Raw genomic sequence first — 14,273 nt, 5'->3', positions numbered from 1 at the left:
GCGGCCCGCCGTGCCTACGGTGAGCGAGGAGATCGCCGCCGGGGAGAGGAGCCGCCCATGCCGGTCGTCGAGAGCCCGCTGCGCGGGCGGACCGCCGTCGTCACCGGGGCGGCCCGCGGCCTGGGCGCGGCGGTGGCGCGGGAACTCTCCCTCAGGGGCGCGCGGGTGGCGCTGCTCGGGCGCGAGGAGCGGACGCTCGCGCGGGTCGCGGAAACGCTGCCCGGCGACTGCGCGTGCTGGGAGGTCGACGTCACGGACGACCGCGGACTGGCCCGTGTCGGCGAGGACATCCGGGTGCGCCTCGGTGCCCCCTCCGTGGTGGTCGCCAACGCGGGCGTGGCCGAGGGCGGCCCGTTCGCCGAGTCCGACCCCGAGGTGTGGCGCCGGGTCATCGAGGTGAACCTCGTCGGCAGCGCCGCCACCGCCCGGACGTTCCTCGGGGACCTGTTCGCCACCTCCGGCTACTTCCTCCAGGTGGCGTCGCTCGCCTCCATCGGCGCGGCGCCGATGATGAGCGCGTACTGCGCCTCGAAGGCGGGGGTCGAGTCGTTCGCGCACGCGCTGCGGGCCGAGGTGGCGCACCGGCGCGTGGGCGTCGGCATCGCCTACATCAACTGGACGGACACCGACATGGTCCGCGACGTCGACCGGTACGCGGTGCTGCGCGAGCTGCGCGGCCACATGCCCCCGCCGGCGCGCAGGGTGTTCCCCGCCGCGTACGTGGCGGGGCGGCTGGTCACCGCGATCGAGCGGCGGCGCCCCACGGTCTACGTCCCGCGCTGGCTGCGGTCGGCGCAGCTCGTGCGCGCCGCGCTGCCCGCGGTGGTGACGATGGTGTCCCGGCGCGAACTGCCGCGCCTCGCGGCCGTGCACCCCTTCGAGCCCACCGGTCTGCTCGGCGCCGGCGGGCGGGCGGCCTCGCGCCCTCGCGGGTGAGCGTGCGGGGCCGGTGCCCGCCGATCGCGCCGCGACCGTCCGGGCGGCGGCCGTCCGGGCGGCGGCCGTCCGGGTGACGGTGCATCCGCGGGCCGGCGCGGCGGTGAAGTGCTCGCGTGTGTGCCGCGGGCGCCGGGCGGTGCCCGTCCCGGGTAGTGCTGGTACGCGCCCCCTGGGCGCCGCCCGGCGTACCGGCCGCGGGCGCGGGACCTCTCCCGTGCGCCTCGCGCGCCCCCGGCGCGCACCGGCCGGGCGCGCTCGCGCCGGTGGCGCACGCGTGGCGGGACGGCCCGTGCCGCGGCGTCCCGCGCGGTCCGGGCCCGGAATCCGCCACCGCCACCGCCCCCGTCCCCTCCCCTCCCCTCCTCTCCCGACAGGAGTGACGACATGACCCGCGCGGTCGTCCTGTTCACCTCCGACCTCCGGCTGCACGACCACCCGCCGCTGCGTGCCGCGCTCGCGGCGGCCGACGAGGTCGTGCCGCTCTTCGTCAGCGATCCGGGCGTGCGCAGAGCGGGGTTCGACGCCCCGAACCGGCGGGCCTTCCTCTCCGACTGCCTGGCGGACCTGGACGCGTCGCTGCGCCGGCGCGGCGGCCGGCTCGTCGTGCGCGACGGCCCGGTGGCGCGGGAGGTGGCCGCGGTGGCCGCCGAGTGCGGGGCGTCCGAGGTGCACATGGCGGCGCCGGTGAGCGGCTACGCCCACCGCAGGGAGGAGCGGCTGCGCGAGGCCCTCGGCGCGGGCGGGGTGGCCCTCCACGTGCACGACGGCACGGTCACCGCGGTGGCGCCCGGCCGGGTGACGCCGGCGGGCTCCGACCACTTCGCGGTCTTCACCCCGTACTTCCGCCGCTGGTCGGCCGAGCGGCTGCGCGACCCCCTGCCCCCGCCGCGCTCCGTGCGTGTGCCCGGTGGGGTGCGCGGCGAGCCGCTGCCGTCCCGCGACGCCGTGCCGGGGGTCTCGCCGGACCTCCCCGAGGGCGGCGAGACGGCCGGCCGGGAGCGGTTCCTGCGCTGGGCGCGGTCCGGGATGCCGGCGTACGAGGAGCGGCACGACGACCTGGGGGGCGACGCGACGTCGCGGCTCTCGCCCTACCTGCACTTCGGCGCCCTGTCGGCGGCCGAACTGGTGGTGCTGGCCAGGGAGCGGGGCGGCCCCGGGGCGGAGGCGTTCGTGCGGCAGCTGTGCTGGCGGGACTTCCACCACCAGGTGCTGGCGGCCCGCCCCGAGGCGTCCGTACGCGACTACCGCAGCCGCGGCGACCGGTGGCGGGGCGAGGAGGACGCGGCGGAGGACATCGCCGCCTGGCGGGAGGGCCGCACCGGCTACCCGGTCGTCGACGCGGCGATGCGCCAGCTGCGCCACGAGGGCTGGATGCACAACCGGGCCCGCCTGCTGGTGGCGAGCTTCCTGACCAAGACGCTCTACGTCGACTGGCGGATCGGCGCCCGCCACTTCCTCGACCTCCTGGTCGACGGCGACATCGTCAACAACCAGCTCAACTGGCAGTGGGTGGCCGGTACGGGCACCGACACCCGGCCGCACCGGGTCCTCAACCCGGTCGTGCAGGGCAAGCGCTTCGACCCGCGGGGCGTCTACGTACGGCGGTGGGTGCCGGAGCTGCGGGACGTGGAGGACGCGCGCGTGCACGAGCCGTGGCGCCTTCCGGCAGACCGGCGGGCCCGTCTCGACTACCCCGAGCCGCTGATCGCGCTCTCCGACGGGCTGGCGCGCTTCAAGCACGCCCGGGGCCGCGACTGACGCCGGGCGCCCCCGGCGGCGCGGGCGCTCCGGGCGCTCCCGGCGCTTCCGCGCCGCCGCGCCGCCGCGCCGCCCGGCCCGCGGGGCTCCCCGCCCACCCGGCTCCGGGCCACCCGGTCCCCGGTCCCCGGCCCCCGGGACCCGTCCGCGGCCCCTCCCGCACACCGGGGGCGGCGCACCGCCATGGCAGTGCCGCCGTTGCTCCGTCGGGGTGACGGTTCTTCGGATCGCCCGCGGACCGGGCAGGAATCAGCGCATCCGTTCACGGGCACACGGCCGAAGCACTGCTGTGCGAGTGACCGACAGGGAGAAGAGGTTGTGCATGCTGGGACTGCGGCCCACCGCGGCTGAACCGGTCAGGCCGGTCGACGGTCCGCTCACAGCCCGCGACGCCGCACGGGCCGTCGAGACGGAGCTGCTGCGCGTCCTCGACGAGAACCTGCGCCGGGCCCGCGACACCGACCCGGTGTTCGCCCGCGACGTCGCCGAGCGCGTCGCCGCCCTGGTCCGGCGCGGCGGGAAGCGGCTGCGGACGGCGTTCGCGTGGTGCGGCTGGCGGGCCGCCGGCGGATCGGGGTGCGCGGCCCAGGTCGTGCGCACGGGCGCCGCGCTCGAACTGGTCCAGGCGTGCGCCCTCGTGCACGACGACCTGATGGACGGCTCGCCGCTGCGGCGCGGCGCCCCGGCCGTGCACGTGGAGTTCGCCCGGATGCACGAGGCCGCCCGCATGGCGGGCCCGGCCGAGGCGTTCGCGACGTCCGCCGCCGTGCTCGCCGGGGACCTGGCCCTGGCGTGGGCGGACGACCTGCTGACCGAGACGGCGCTCGGCTCGCCGCACGGTCAGCTGCTGCACCGCGAGTGGCAGGCGATGCGCGGCGAGATGGTCGCCGGGCAGTACCGGGACATCCGCGCGCAGGCGACCGGCGCGTCCGGCGTCGAGGACGCGGTGGTCGTCGCCACGCTCAAGAGCGCCCTCTACACGGTCGAGCGCCCGCTGGCGCTGGGAGCGCGGCTGGCCGGTGCCGACCCCGCCGTCCTGGAGGCGCTGCGCTCGGCCGGGCGGTGCGCCGGGCTGGCCTTCCAGCTCCGCGACGACCTGCTGGGCACCTTCGGCGACCCCGCGCTGACGGGCAAGCCCGCCGACGACGACCTGCGCACGCGCAAGCTCACCTACCTGCTGGCGGTCGGGCTGCGGCTCGCCGAGGCGTCCGGCGACCGGGAGGCGGCGGACGTGCTGGCTCCGCGCGGCCCGTCCGCGTCCGACGACGGCGTGCAGCGGATGCGCGCGGTGCTGGAGCGCACCGGGGCGCGGGCGGTCGTGGAGTCGAAGATCGAGGAACTGGCCGCGGCGAGCCTGCGCCACTTCCACCGGACCGGCGCGGAGCAGGCCGTCCGGCGGGAGTTCGAGGCGCTCGTCGAACGGGCCTCCGGGGCGGGCCCCGAGTGCACCGGGGAGGCGGCGTGAGGACGCTCCAGGGACCGACCGACCACGTGGTCGTGGTGGGCGCCGGGCTCTCCGGGCTGGCGTGCGCGCTGCACCTGCTGGGCGCCGGCCGCCGGGTGACCGTGGTCGAGCGGGACGCCGGGCCGGGCGGCCGGGCGGGCCGCGTCCGCATGGGCGGCTACGAGGTCGACACGGGGCCCACGGTGCTGACGATGCCGCACCTGGCCGACGAGGCGTTCGCCGCGGTGGGCGACAGCCTGGCCCGGCACGTCACGCTGACGCCCCTGCACCCCGCCTACCGGGCGAGCTTCGCCGACGGCACCTCGCTCGACGTGCACACCGACGGCGACGCCATGGAGGACGAGGTCAGGCGGTTCGCCGGGCCGGCCGAGGCGAACGGCTACCGGGAGCTGCGGCGGTGGCTGGAGCGGCTGTACCGGGCGCAGATGCGGCGGTTCATCGACACCAACTTCGACTCGCCCTTCCAGCTGCTCCATCCGGACCTCGCCCGGCTGGCGGCGCTCGGCGGCTTCGGCCGGCTGGACCGGCGCATCGGCCGCTTCCTCGCCGATCCGCGCCTGCGCCGGGTCTTCTCGTTCCAGGCCCTGTACGCCGGGGTCGCCCCGGCCCGGGCCCTCGCGGCGTACGCGGTGATCTCGTACATGGACACCGTGGCCGGGGTGTGGTTCCCGCAGGGCGGCATGCACGCGCTGCCGCGCGGGATGGCGGACGCGGCGGAGCGGGCCGGCGCCGCGTTCCGCTGGTCGGCCGAGGCGACCGCGCTGGAGCGGTCGGGGGGCCGGGTCCGCGCCGTGCGGCTGGCGTCGGGCGAGCGGATCCCCTGCGACGCGGTGGTGCTGACCTGCGAGCTGCCCACGGCGCACCGTCTGCTCGGGCGCGCCCCCAGGCGCCCGGTGCGGCTGCGGCACTCGCCGTCGGCGGTGATCCTGCACGCCGGGACCGACCGCACGTGGGACGGCCTCGCCCACCACACCCTGTCCTTCGGCGACGCGTGGGAGCGCACCTTCGACGAACTGACCCGCTCGGGGCGGCTGATGAGCGACCCCTCCCTGCTGATCACCCGGCCGACCACGCACGACCCCGGCCTGGCCCCGCCCGGCAGGCACCTGCACTACGTCCTGGCGCCCTGCCCGAACACCGACGTGGGCCCGTCCGGAGCGCAGTGGCGCGACCTGGGCCCGCGCTACCGCGACAGCCTGGTCGCCGAGCTGGAGCGCCGGGGGCTGGACGGGTTCGCGGACAGCGTCGAGGAGGAGCTGCTGGTGACGCCGCTGGACTGGGCGGCGCAGGGGCACGCGGCGGGCGGTCCCTTCTCGGTGGCCCACACCTTCGCCCAGACCGGCCCGTTCCGCCCGCGCAACCTGGTGCGCGGGGTGGAGAACGTCGTCCTGGCGGGGTGCGGGACCACGCCGGGGGTCGGGGTGCCGACCGTGCTCATCAGCGGCAAGCTCGCCGCCGCCCGGGTGACCGGCGGGGCCTCCGCGGCCCGCGGGCCGGGCGGGCGCGCGGGACGCGAGCGCCCTGCGCGCCCCCGGCCCGTGCCGCGCGACACCACCCGGCCCGTCGCACCGACCGCGGAAGGCGCCCATGAGCCGTCGTGAACTGGACGCCGCGGGCATCACCGACCCCGCCCTGCGCGCCGCCTACGCCGAGTGCCGGCGGCTCAACGCCCGCCACGGCAAGAGCTACTTCCTGGCCACCCGGCTGCTGCCGGTGGAGCGCCGGTCCGCGGTGCACGCGCTGTACGGCTTCGCCCGCTGGGCGGACGACATCGTGGACGACCTGGACCGGCGCCTCACCCCCGCGGAGCGCGACCGCCTGCTGCGGCGCCTGGAGGGCGACCTCGCGGACGGGCTGCGCACCGGGCGCAGCGGCGAGCCGGTGGTGCGGGCCGTCGCGGACACCGCCGAGCGGTACGCCGTCGAGCACGGGCTGTTCGCCGACTTCATGGCGTCGATGCGCAGCGACCTGCACGTCACGGACTACCCGACCTACGCCGACCTGCGGGCGTACATGCACGGCTCGGCGGCGGTGATCGGGCTGCAGATGCTGCCGGTCCTCGGCACGGTCGTCCCCCGCGAGGAGGCGGCCCCGCACGCGGCGGCCCTCGGGGTGGCGTTCCAGCTGACCAACTTCCTGCGGGACGTGGGCGAGGACCTGGACCGGGGGCGCGTCTACCTGCCGGCGGACCTGCTGGCCGCCCACGGCGTGGACCGGCCGCTGCTGGAGTGGAGCCGCCGCACGGGCCGCGCCGACCCCCGGGTCCGCTCGGCGCTCGTCGCGGCGGAGGCCCTGACGCGGGAGGTGTACCGGACGGCCGAGCCCGGCATCGCCATGCTCGACCCGCGCACGCGCCCCTGCATCCGCGCCGCCTACGCCCTCTACGGCGGCATCCTCGACGCGATCGCGGAGCAGGACTACCCGGTGCTGCACCGCCGCGCGGTGGTGCCGCGCCGCCGCCGGGCGGCCGTCGCGGCGGCCGGGCTCGTACAGATCGCCCGGGCGCGCCGGCGCTCCGGCACCGAACGCGGCCCGGCCCGCACGGGCGGACCCGCGCTCCAGGGGAAGGGACCTGCCACGTGAGTGACCGAGCGGACCGGACCGGCTGGACGCCGCCCCTGCGGCGGCGGCCCCGGCACGACTGGGCGGCGCAGGCGCCGACGTGGCGGGAGGCGCGGCCGTCCCTGATCGCCGACGCGCTCAAGCGGGCGTCGGCGCGGCCGACGGGCAACTGGTACGTGGTCGGCGCCTCGCGCGACGTACGCGCCGGCGGCCCCCCGCGCGGCAGGACGGTGGGCGGGGTCGAGGTGGTGCTGTGGCGGTCGGACACCGGTGAGCCGCACGCCGGCCCCGGCGCCTGCCCGCACCTGGGGGCGCCCCTGCGGGAGAGCCGGGTGGTGTGCGGGACCCTGGTGTGCCACTGGCACGGTCTGGCCCTGGACGGCCGGCCCTTCGCCGGGTGGGACCCGTACCCGGTGCACGACGACGGGGTCCTGCTGTGGGTCCGGCTGGACGCGGTCGGCGGGGAGGAGCCGTCGGAGCGCCCGGCGGTGCCGGTCCGCCCGCGGGCGGGCGAGGGTGTGGACGCCGTCTTCACCGCCGTCGGGCGGTGCGAGCCGGAGGACGTGGTCGCCAACCGGCTCGACCCGTGGCACGGCTCGTGGTTCCACCCGTACTCGTTCGTCGACCTGACGGTGGCCCGGCCGCCCGGCGGGGAGGAGGACGACGACGCGTTCGTGGTCGACGTGTCCTTCCGGGTGACCGGTCGTCTGGTGGTGCCGGTGCGGGCGGAGTTCACCGCGCCCGGGCCCCGGACGGTCGTCATGCGCATCACCGAGGGCGAGGGCGTCACGTCCGTGGTGGAGACCCACGCCACGCCTCTGACCGGCCCGTCCGCGACGCGGCCGCGGACCGCCGTCGTGGAGGCGGTCGTCGCCGCCTCGGACCGGCGCGGCTTCGCGCTGGCGCGGGCGGCGGCGCCCGTGCTGCGCCCGCTGATGAAGCGGACCGCGGGCCGGCTGTGGCGCGACGACCTGGCGTACGCGGAGCGGCGCTGGGAGCTGCGCGGCACGGGCCGCTTCCCGGGGTAGGGGCCGCGGCGGTCCGCCGGACGGGCCGCGCGGCCCCGTCCGGGTCGCGCGGACGGCCGGCGGCGGCGCGGCGGGGACACCGCGTGGTGGTACGGCGGTACGGCGGGGGCGTGCGCGAGAAGGCGTACGCCCCCGCCGCTTGTGCGCCCGCCGCACCGGTCCGATCCACCGGTGCGGCCGGTCCGATCCACCGGTGCGGTCGACCGGTGCGGCCGGTCCGTCCGAGGAGTGCCGCGCCGTGCCGGGTGTCCCGGCACGGCGCGGCGGGGGCTCAGCGGCGGGCGAGCCCGCCGAGGGCGCGCAGGGCGGCCGACCGGCCCGAGCGCGGCACGGTCCAGAGCACCTGCCCGCGCACGCCCCACCGGGCGAGCAGGGCCCCGGCCGCCAGGAAGCCGGTGGTGGCGGCGCGTTCCATCAGCGCCACGGGCAGGTCGCAGCGGATCGCGTCGCCGGCCAGCACCACGCCGGGGTGGGGCGTCCGCACGGCGGGCCGCCGGCCGTGGGAGCCGACCGGGAAGAACGGGCAGTCGGCGCGCCACTCGTGCCGGGCGTCCACGATCCGGGCGTCGCGCGTCTCGGGGTAGACGCGGCGCAGGCCGTCGAGCAGCCGGTCCTGCACCTCCTTGGGCTCCTCCCCCGCGGGGACCGCGTAGGCGTGCAGCTCCACCACGGAGCCGCCGGTGCGGGCGGCCCAGCGGGCGGCCTCCCCCTCGTAGCGGTCGAGGACGCTGACGTTGTCCAGGCCGTCGTAGCCGCTGGTGCCCAGGAAGCCGGGGCGGTCGGCGCGGACCGGCCGGTCGAGCCACAGCCGGGAGACGAGGAACGGCGGGGCGGTCGACAGGGCGGCGACGTCGTCGCGCCACTGCGGGGTGCCGAGGTCCGGGGACGCGGCGACCACCGTGCGCAGCGCTCCGGGGTCGAGGGCGAGCACCGCGGCGTCGTGGAGGTCCTCGGCGGCGTCGGTCCGCACCCGTACCCGCCCGTCGGCGCCGGGGCGGACCTCGCGCACGGGCGTGCCGGTGCGCAGGTCGGCGCCCAGGCGCCGGAGGTAGTCGCCCAGCGGGTCCCACAGGGCCTGCGGGTAGGGCTCGTCCGGCACGTCGAAGAGCAGGCCCTCGGCGGAGCCCAGGAAGTAGATGTGGAACATCAGGAGCAGTTCGGCGGCGGACAGTTCGCGCGGGTCGGCGAAGAAGCTGCGCGAGAACACCTCGAAGGCCAGGTGGTGCGCGGCCTCGGGGAAGCGGACGCGCTCCAGGAACGCGGTGGCGCCCACGCCGTCGAAGCGCTCGTAGACCTCGGGCACGCGGACGTCGAGGAGCGGCAGCGCCGCGCGGGCGTCCATGCGGGCGAGGTCGCGCCAGCCGAAGGTGGGGCTGAGGGCGACGAAGCCGAGCGCGCTGAGCGGTGGTGTGCGCGGGACGCGGGCGAAGCTGTCGGTGAGTCCGCCGCTGTGCCGGAGCGGGTAGTCCGGCAGGGGGCGGAGGCGGTCGAGTCCGGGGTCGGTCCGCCGCAGCAGGCCGCGCAGGTTGTAGTACTGGCGGAAGAAGGCGTGGAAGCCCCGGCTCATGGTCACGGGGGAGCCGTCGGCGAGGCGCGTGCGCCAGCCGGCGAGCCGTCCGCCGAGCGCCTCCTCGCGTTCGTAGAGGGTGACGCGGGCGCCGCGCTCGGCGAGCAGGACGGCGGCGGCCAGACCGGCGATGCCCCCGCCGGCCACGGCGACGCGGGGCGTGTCGCCGGGGGCGAAGCGGTCCCGCCCCGGCGGCGGCATGATGATCTCGGCTCTGCGGTCGCGGCCCCGCCGGGCCGCCTGCCGGGCGGCGCTCACCGGGCGCCCCCGGCGGTCGCGGCACCCTCGGTGCCCCCGGCGGCCGCGGCACCGTCCGCGGCCGTGCCGCCCCCGACGCCACCGGCTCCGCCGGCGGCGGCGCCGCGCTCGGCGACGGCGGCGCGGCGGGCGAGGAAGGTGTGGGTGATCCCGGTCTGCCAGCCGGCCACGGGCAGGGCGCGTGCGCCGGTGAAGCCCGCGCCCGCCAAGCGCGCGGTGAACTCGGGTGCGGTGTCGAAGTCGAGGACGCTGCGCCACAGGTGCCGGTAGAGGGCCCCGTCGCCGGTGAGCGTGCCCGCGGGGACGACCACGGCGCGGCAGACGGCCGTCCACAGGGCGCGGTGGAGGGCGGAGCCGCTGAGGCTGTACTCGTGGACGGCGAGCCGGCCGCCGGGCCGCAGCAGCGAGCGGACGGTGCCGAGGACGCCGTCCGGGTCGGCGACGTTGCGGAAGAGGTAGGCGGCGAACACCGCGTCGTACGGCCCCTCCCCCGCCCTCGCCGCGCGCTCGGCGGACAGGTGCCGGAAGCGTACGTTCCGCGGCCAGGGCTTGGCCAGGGCCTGCCGCAGCATCCCCGCCGAGGCGTCGACCGCGGTGATCCGGGCGCGGGGCGCGACCCGCAGCAGTGCCTCGGTGGAGGCGCCGGTGCCGCAGCCGAGGTCCAGGACGTGGAGCCCGGCCCCGTCACCGGACGGCAGGAGGCGGCGCGCCGAGCGCTGGAGGTCGGCGCGGTAGCCGGGGTTCAGGGCGGTGAGGCGGTCGTAGGTGTCGGAGGCGTGGTCGAAGGCGCGTGCCAGGTCGTGGTCGCGCAGGAGTGTCATCGGTGCTTCTCTCCGGTGGGTGGGCCGGCGGGTGCCGGGCGGCGGGGCAGGAAGGGCAGTTCGAGCGCGGTGCGGAGCATGGGCCCGACGGGGGTGCGCAGGCCGACGCCCCACTCCTCCGCGGGGGACGTGCCGCCGTCGAGGAAGCGCAGCAGCCGCTCCGGCGGGACGCGGCGGAACAGCCCGGTGAAGAATTCCGGGCCGTCGATCCGCCCGGTGTCCAGGGCCCGCAGCAGCACGGCGTCCATGGCCGCGGCGCGCCGGCCGTGGGGCGGGGGCACGGCCGCGCGGCCGGCGCGCAGGGCGGCGGCGATGGCCCGGCTCTGCCGCTGCACGGCGGCGAAGGTGTACCCGGTGGCCGGGCGGGAGGCGCCGCCCGCGGTCCCGATGCGGAAGACCGCGGCCCCGGTGCGGCGCGGGAAGCGCCCGTCGGTCATGGGGATGACGCCCTGCTCGGCCGACTCGACCGTGTACGCGCCGAGCCGCAGGACGTCGCGGCAGTAGCCGGCCAGCGCCGCCTCGTACGCCTCGGTGGTCAGCGGGGTGCGGGAGAACTGGGTGTACTCGACGAGGGCCCGGTCCGGCGCCAGGGGCAGGACGTAGCCGAAGGCGAGCCCGTGGCGCGGCTGCGGCACCCGGAAGTCCATCAGGTCGGCGACGGCCGGGTCGAACCGGTCGGTCGCGGTGCGCACGAACCAGCCGCGGAAGTGCTGGAGCAGGCGGGTGCGGGCGGGGGGCAGGGCGCGCGGCGGGCGGGAGTCGAAGACGTGGCGGGCGCGCAGGGCCAGCGTCCGGCCGCCGGGACCGGTGCAGCGCACCTCCGCGCCGCCGGCCGTGTCCCGCACGGTGTGCGCGGTGGCCCGCAGCACGGTGACGTTCGGGGAGCGGGCGAGCCGGGTGTGGACCAGCCGCTCGAAGTCGGCGGAGCGGAGCATGCGGTAGGTCAGCGGCGCCGGGTCCACGGTGACGGAGCGGCCGTCGGCGCCGTGTACGCGCAGCCGGGACCAGGAGGCGCTGACCGCCTCGTCGAGCTCCCCGGCGCCGCGGTCCCAGTAGCACCAGGTGCGCTCGGCGGGGCGCAGCGGGCCGTCGGGGGGTTCCACGAGGGTGACGGTGGGGGCGGCGGGGGACGCGAGCCGGTGGGCGAGGCTGAGTCCGGCCGCGCCGGCGCCGATGATGACCACGTCGGCGGCCGTGGCGGCGGTGTCGCGGCTCACCGGGCGCGCCGTTCGACGACGGGCGTCCCGTCCGGGGCGGTGCGCAGCAGTTCGGCGTCTGCCTCCATGGCGTCGGCGAGGGCCGCCACCACGCGGCGGGGGTCGCCGCCGGGCGGGAGCGGCGGGGCCGTGCCCGCGACGGGGCGGTCGGCGAAGCCGGTCTCCAGGTGTCCGGGCCTGGCCTCCAGGACGCGGATGCCGCTGCCGCGCGCCTCCCGGCGGACCGCGCGCAGCCAGGCGCTCAGCGCGGCCTTGGAGGCGCTGTAGTCGGCCATGCCCGCCTGCGGGTGCTCCGCGACCACGCCGGTGAAGGCGGCGATGACGGAACCGGGGCCCATGACGGTGAGGGCGGCGCGGAGGAAGGCGGCGGGCGCGAGGGCGTTGACCGCCGACAGGTGCTCGGCGACCTCGTCGCCGACCTCCGCGGCCCGGCCGAACGCCACCGTCCCGAAGGCGGTCACCACGGCGTCCAGCCCGCCCAGCGCCGCCGCCGCGTCGTGGACGGCGCGGGCGCAGGAGGCCGGGTCGTACGCGTCGAACACGGCGGTCGGGGCGCCCGGATGGGCCTCGGCCGCGCGGGCGAGGCGGGCCGGGTCGCGTCCGGCGAGCGCGGGACGCGCCCCCCGGCCGGCCAGCTCGGCGGTGAGGGCACCGCCGAGGACGCCGGTGGCTCCGGCCACCAGCACGCGTGCGCCGTCGAGTCTCACTGTCCGCTCCAGCGGTCGGGGGTGGTCGTCCGCACAGGCGGGTCGCCTGGCTTCCATGGTGTGTTCCGGGTGCGGGGCGTCCGCGGATGCGGCTCGCGCCGGGCGGCGGCCGTCACCCGGACGCGGGGCGGCGCGGACCGGCGTACCGGGGCCCGGTCGCGGGGGCGCGCACGGGCGGAGGGGGCCCTGGCGCCGGACGGAGCGCCGGAGCGGGCCGTCACCGGGGCGCCGGGGCGCGCGGCCCGGCGGCAGGGCCCCGCCGTCGGGCCGTACGAGCGGGTGCGATCCCCCATGCACGCCGGAGCGCACGGGCCGGCGGGCGGCCCCGGCGTCGGGACGCACCGGCGGACCGGTCACCGCAGCCGCACCGGGGCCCGCGGACCGGCACGTTCCCCACGGCCGCGCCGAGGTGTGCGGACCGGCGGGTCGCAGTCCGGCCGTCGGAGCGAGCGGACCGGCGCGGCCGGGGCGGGGCACCGCCGTGACGGCCGGAAGGGCGCGGCCCCGCGCCGTCGCTCCAGCTCGGGGCGCGGCCCGGGCACCCGACCGCGGGCGCCGGGGCGCGCACGGGCGGGCCGTCACCGGGGCGCCGGGGCGGCGAGGACCTCGCGGGCCGCGCGGGTGCCCGAGGCCAGCGCGCCCTGGACGCTGCCGGTCGCGCGGTGGTCCCCGCAGACGTACCTGCCCGCCGCGACCCGGGTGGTACGGCTCAGCGGCCACGGCGGCACCATGGCGGGCAGGGCCCCTTCGACGGTGTACGCCGCGACCTGCCGCCAGCCGCTCGTGTCGGTGCCGTACAGCTCGGCCAGGCGCCGCGTCACCGCCTCGGCCGCGCCCGGCCGGTCCGGGCCGAGCACGGAGGTGGAGACCAGCGCGGTGCCCGGCGGCGCGTACGTGGGCGCCGCCTGGTCGAGGACGCAGGTGTTGAGGACTGCGCCGGAGCCGTCCACCACCAGGGTCGGCTCGTGCAGCGGCGGGCGTTCGGCCGCGTGGTAGTAGGTGGTGACGGTCCGTCCGCCGGGGACGGCCAGGCCCGGGAGCAGGCGGGCCGCCGTGACCGCGTCGGTGGCCACCACCACGGTGCGGGCGGGCAGTTCGGCGCCGTCCGCGAGGAGGACCCCGTCGGCGGTGAGCGCGTCGACGGGCGTCTCCAGCCGCAGGACGCCCACGGGGAGGCGCCCGGCGAGCTGGGCGGGCACGGCGCCCACTCCGGCGGCGGGCAGGCAGAGCGTCCCCCTGACCATGCTGCGCCAGACCAGGTGGAAGAAGCGGGCGGAGGTCTCCAGCCGGTCCTCCAGGAAGACCCCGGCCAGGAAGGGCCGCAGGAGGCGGTCGACCGCGTCGGACGACACCCCGGCGCGCGCGAGGGCGGCGGCCGTGGTCCGGTCCGGTGCGCGCTTGAGCAGGCCGGCGGGGAGGAGGGCGTCCCTGGCCGTGAGCGCGGCCAGCGCGGCGAGGTCGCGCGCGGACAGGACGCGGCCGGGCAGCAGCGAGTCCGCGGCCCCGGGCCGCCGGGTCGGGTCGGCCAGGCGGACGGGCCCCGCCGGGGTGTGGACGAGCAGGCCCGGGGTGAACGGCCGCAGCCGCAGGCTCCTCAGGTCGATCCGCCGTTTGACCTGCGGGTACGAGGTGTTGAACACCTGGAAGCCCCGGTCCAGGAGGAAGCCGTCCCGGCGGTCGGTCCGCATCCGGCCGCCCACGCCGTCGGACGCCTCCAGCAGGGCGACGCGCCGCCCGGCGCGGCACAGGTCCAGGGCGCAGGCGAGTCCGGCGAGTCCCGCTCCGACGACGACCGTGTCGGGGGCGGCGTGGTGATGACTGGTCATGTCCTCTTCCTTCGGCACCGGCCCCGGTGAGGGCCGAGCGGGAGGCGGGTGCGGTCGCCGTGCGCGCGGGCGCGGCGACCGCACCGCCCGCCGTCCCTCCGCCGCACCGCCGGGAACGCCGCACG

Annotated in this window: 11 protein-coding genes; 6 read left to right on the top strand and 5 right to left on the bottom strand. The window is 78.6% G+C overall.

Annotated elements, in window-relative coordinates; translation table 11 throughout:
- Nucleotides 1-57: 57 nt before the first annotated feature.
- The 6 genes from CP974_RS27060 to CP974_RS27035 all read left to right on the top strand — a co-directional run bounded on the left by CP974_RS27060 (nt 58) and on the right by CP974_RS27035 (nt 7,752).
- Nucleotides 58-936: an SDR family oxidoreductase gene (locus tag CP974_RS27060; protein WP_031134249.1), complete on the top strand. Its 879-nt coding sequence runs from the start codon at nt 58-60 to the stop codon at nt 934-936.
- 387 nt (nt 937-1,323) lie between these two features.
- Entirely contained in the window at nt 1,324-2,697 is a 1,374-nt protein-coding gene (locus tag CP974_RS27055) for a cryptochrome/photolyase family protein (protein ID WP_031134247.1), read from the top strand.
- 322 nt (nt 2,698-3,019) lie between these two features.
- Complete coding sequence (locus CP974_RS27050) at nt 3,020-4,162, top strand: polyprenyl synthetase family protein (protein WP_031134245.1); 1,143 nt, start codon at nt 3,020-3,022, stop codon at nt 4,160-4,162.
- Complete coding sequence (locus CP974_RS27045) at nt 4,159-5,763, top strand: phytoene desaturase (RefSeq protein ID WP_031134242.1); 1,605 nt, start codon at nt 4,159-4,161, stop codon at nt 5,761-5,763. Before CP974_RS27050 ends, CP974_RS27045 begins: the two co-directional genes overlap by 4 nt.
- Nucleotides 5,750-6,745, top strand: a complete 996-nt coding sequence (locus CP974_RS27040) for a phytoene/squalene synthase family protein (protein WP_031134240.1) — start codon at nt 5,750-5,752, stop codon at nt 6,743-6,745. The genes CP974_RS27045 and CP974_RS27040 overlap by 14 nt, the downstream gene beginning before the upstream one ends.
- Nucleotides 6,742-7,752: a DUF5914 domain-containing protein gene (locus CP974_RS27035; RefSeq protein ID WP_223146957.1), complete on the top strand. Its 1,011-nt coding sequence runs from the start codon at nt 6,742-6,744 to the stop codon at nt 7,750-7,752. Before CP974_RS27040 ends, CP974_RS27035 begins: the two co-directional genes overlap by 4 nt.
- A 271-nt stretch (nt 7,753-8,023) precedes the next feature.
- On the opposite strand, the gene CP974_RS27030 is transcribed toward CP974_RS27035, so the two are convergent.
- The 5 genes from CP974_RS27030 to CP974_RS27010 all read right to left on the bottom strand — a co-directional run bounded on the left by CP974_RS27030 (nt 8,024) and on the right by CP974_RS27010 (nt 14,148).
- Entirely contained in the window at nt 8,024-9,520 is a 1,497-nt protein-coding gene (locus tag CP974_RS27030; protein ID WP_174887788.1) for an FAD-dependent oxidoreductase, read from the bottom strand.
- A gap of 53 nt (nt 9,521-9,573) precedes the next feature.
- A complete protein-coding gene (locus CP974_RS27025; RefSeq protein ID WP_078915766.1) occupies nt 9,574-10,398 on the bottom strand; it encodes a methyltransferase in 825 nt (274 codons plus the stop codon).
- Nucleotides 10,395-11,615, bottom strand: coding sequence for a lycopene cyclase family protein (locus CP974_RS27020; RefSeq protein ID WP_031134235.1), 1,221 nt, complete (start codon nt 11,613-11,615; stop codon nt 10,395-10,397). The genes CP974_RS27025 and CP974_RS27020 overlap by 4 nt, the downstream gene beginning before the upstream one ends.
- The gene (locus tag CP974_RS27015) at nt 11,612-12,379 is read right to left on the bottom strand and encodes an SDR family NAD(P)-dependent oxidoreductase (protein WP_223844544.1); all 768 of its coding nucleotides are present in this window, start codon (nt 12,377-12,379) and stop codon (nt 11,612-11,614) included. Before CP974_RS27015 ends, CP974_RS27020 begins: the two co-directional genes overlap by 4 nt.
- 521 nt (nt 12,380-12,900) lie before the next feature.
- The gene (locus tag CP974_RS27010; protein ID WP_031134232.1) at nt 12,901-14,148 is read right to left on the bottom strand and encodes an NAD(P)/FAD-dependent oxidoreductase; all 1,248 of its coding nucleotides are present in this window, start codon (nt 14,146-14,148) and stop codon (nt 12,901-12,903) included.
- Nucleotides 14,149-14,273 lie beyond the last annotated feature (125 nt).

The organism is Streptomyces fradiae ATCC 10745 = DSM 40063, from assembly GCF_008704425.1.
GTDB classification, from domain to species: domain Bacteria; phylum Actinomycetota; class Actinomycetes; order Streptomycetales; family Streptomycetaceae; genus Streptomyces; species Streptomyces fradiae.
This window is presented reverse-complemented; position numbering and strand designations above follow the sequence as displayed.

Coding starts and splice junctions, on each gene's coding strand:
- CP974_RS27060 (WP_031134249.1), top strand. CDS start 58: ATGCCGGTCGTCGAGAGCCCGCTGCGCGGGCGGACCGCCGTCGTCACC.
- CP974_RS27055 (WP_031134247.1), top strand. CDS start 1,324: ATGACCCGCGCGGTCGTCCTGTTCACCTCCGACCTCCGGCTGCACGAC.
- CP974_RS27050 (WP_031134245.1), top strand. CDS start 3,020: ATGCTGGGACTGCGGCCCACCGCGGCTGAACCGGTCAGGCCGGTCGAC.
- CP974_RS27040 (WP_031134240.1), top strand. CDS start 5,750: ATGAGCCGTCGTGAACTGGACGCCGCGGGCATCACCGACCCCGCCCTG.
- CP974_RS27030 (WP_174887788.1), bottom strand. CDS start 9,520: ATGCCGCCGCCGGGGCGGGACCGCTTCGCCCCCGGCGACACGCCCCGC.
- CP974_RS27025 (WP_078915766.1), bottom strand. CDS start 10,398: ATGACACTCCTGCGCGACCACGACCTGGCACGCGCCTTCGACCACGCC.
- CP974_RS27015 (WP_223844544.1), bottom strand. CDS start 12,379: ATGGAAGCCAGGCGACCCGCCTGTGCGGACGACCACCCCCGACCGCTG.
- CP974_RS27010 (WP_031134232.1), bottom strand. CDS start 14,148: ATGACCAGTCATCACCACGCCGCCCCCGACACGGTCGTCGTCGGAGCG.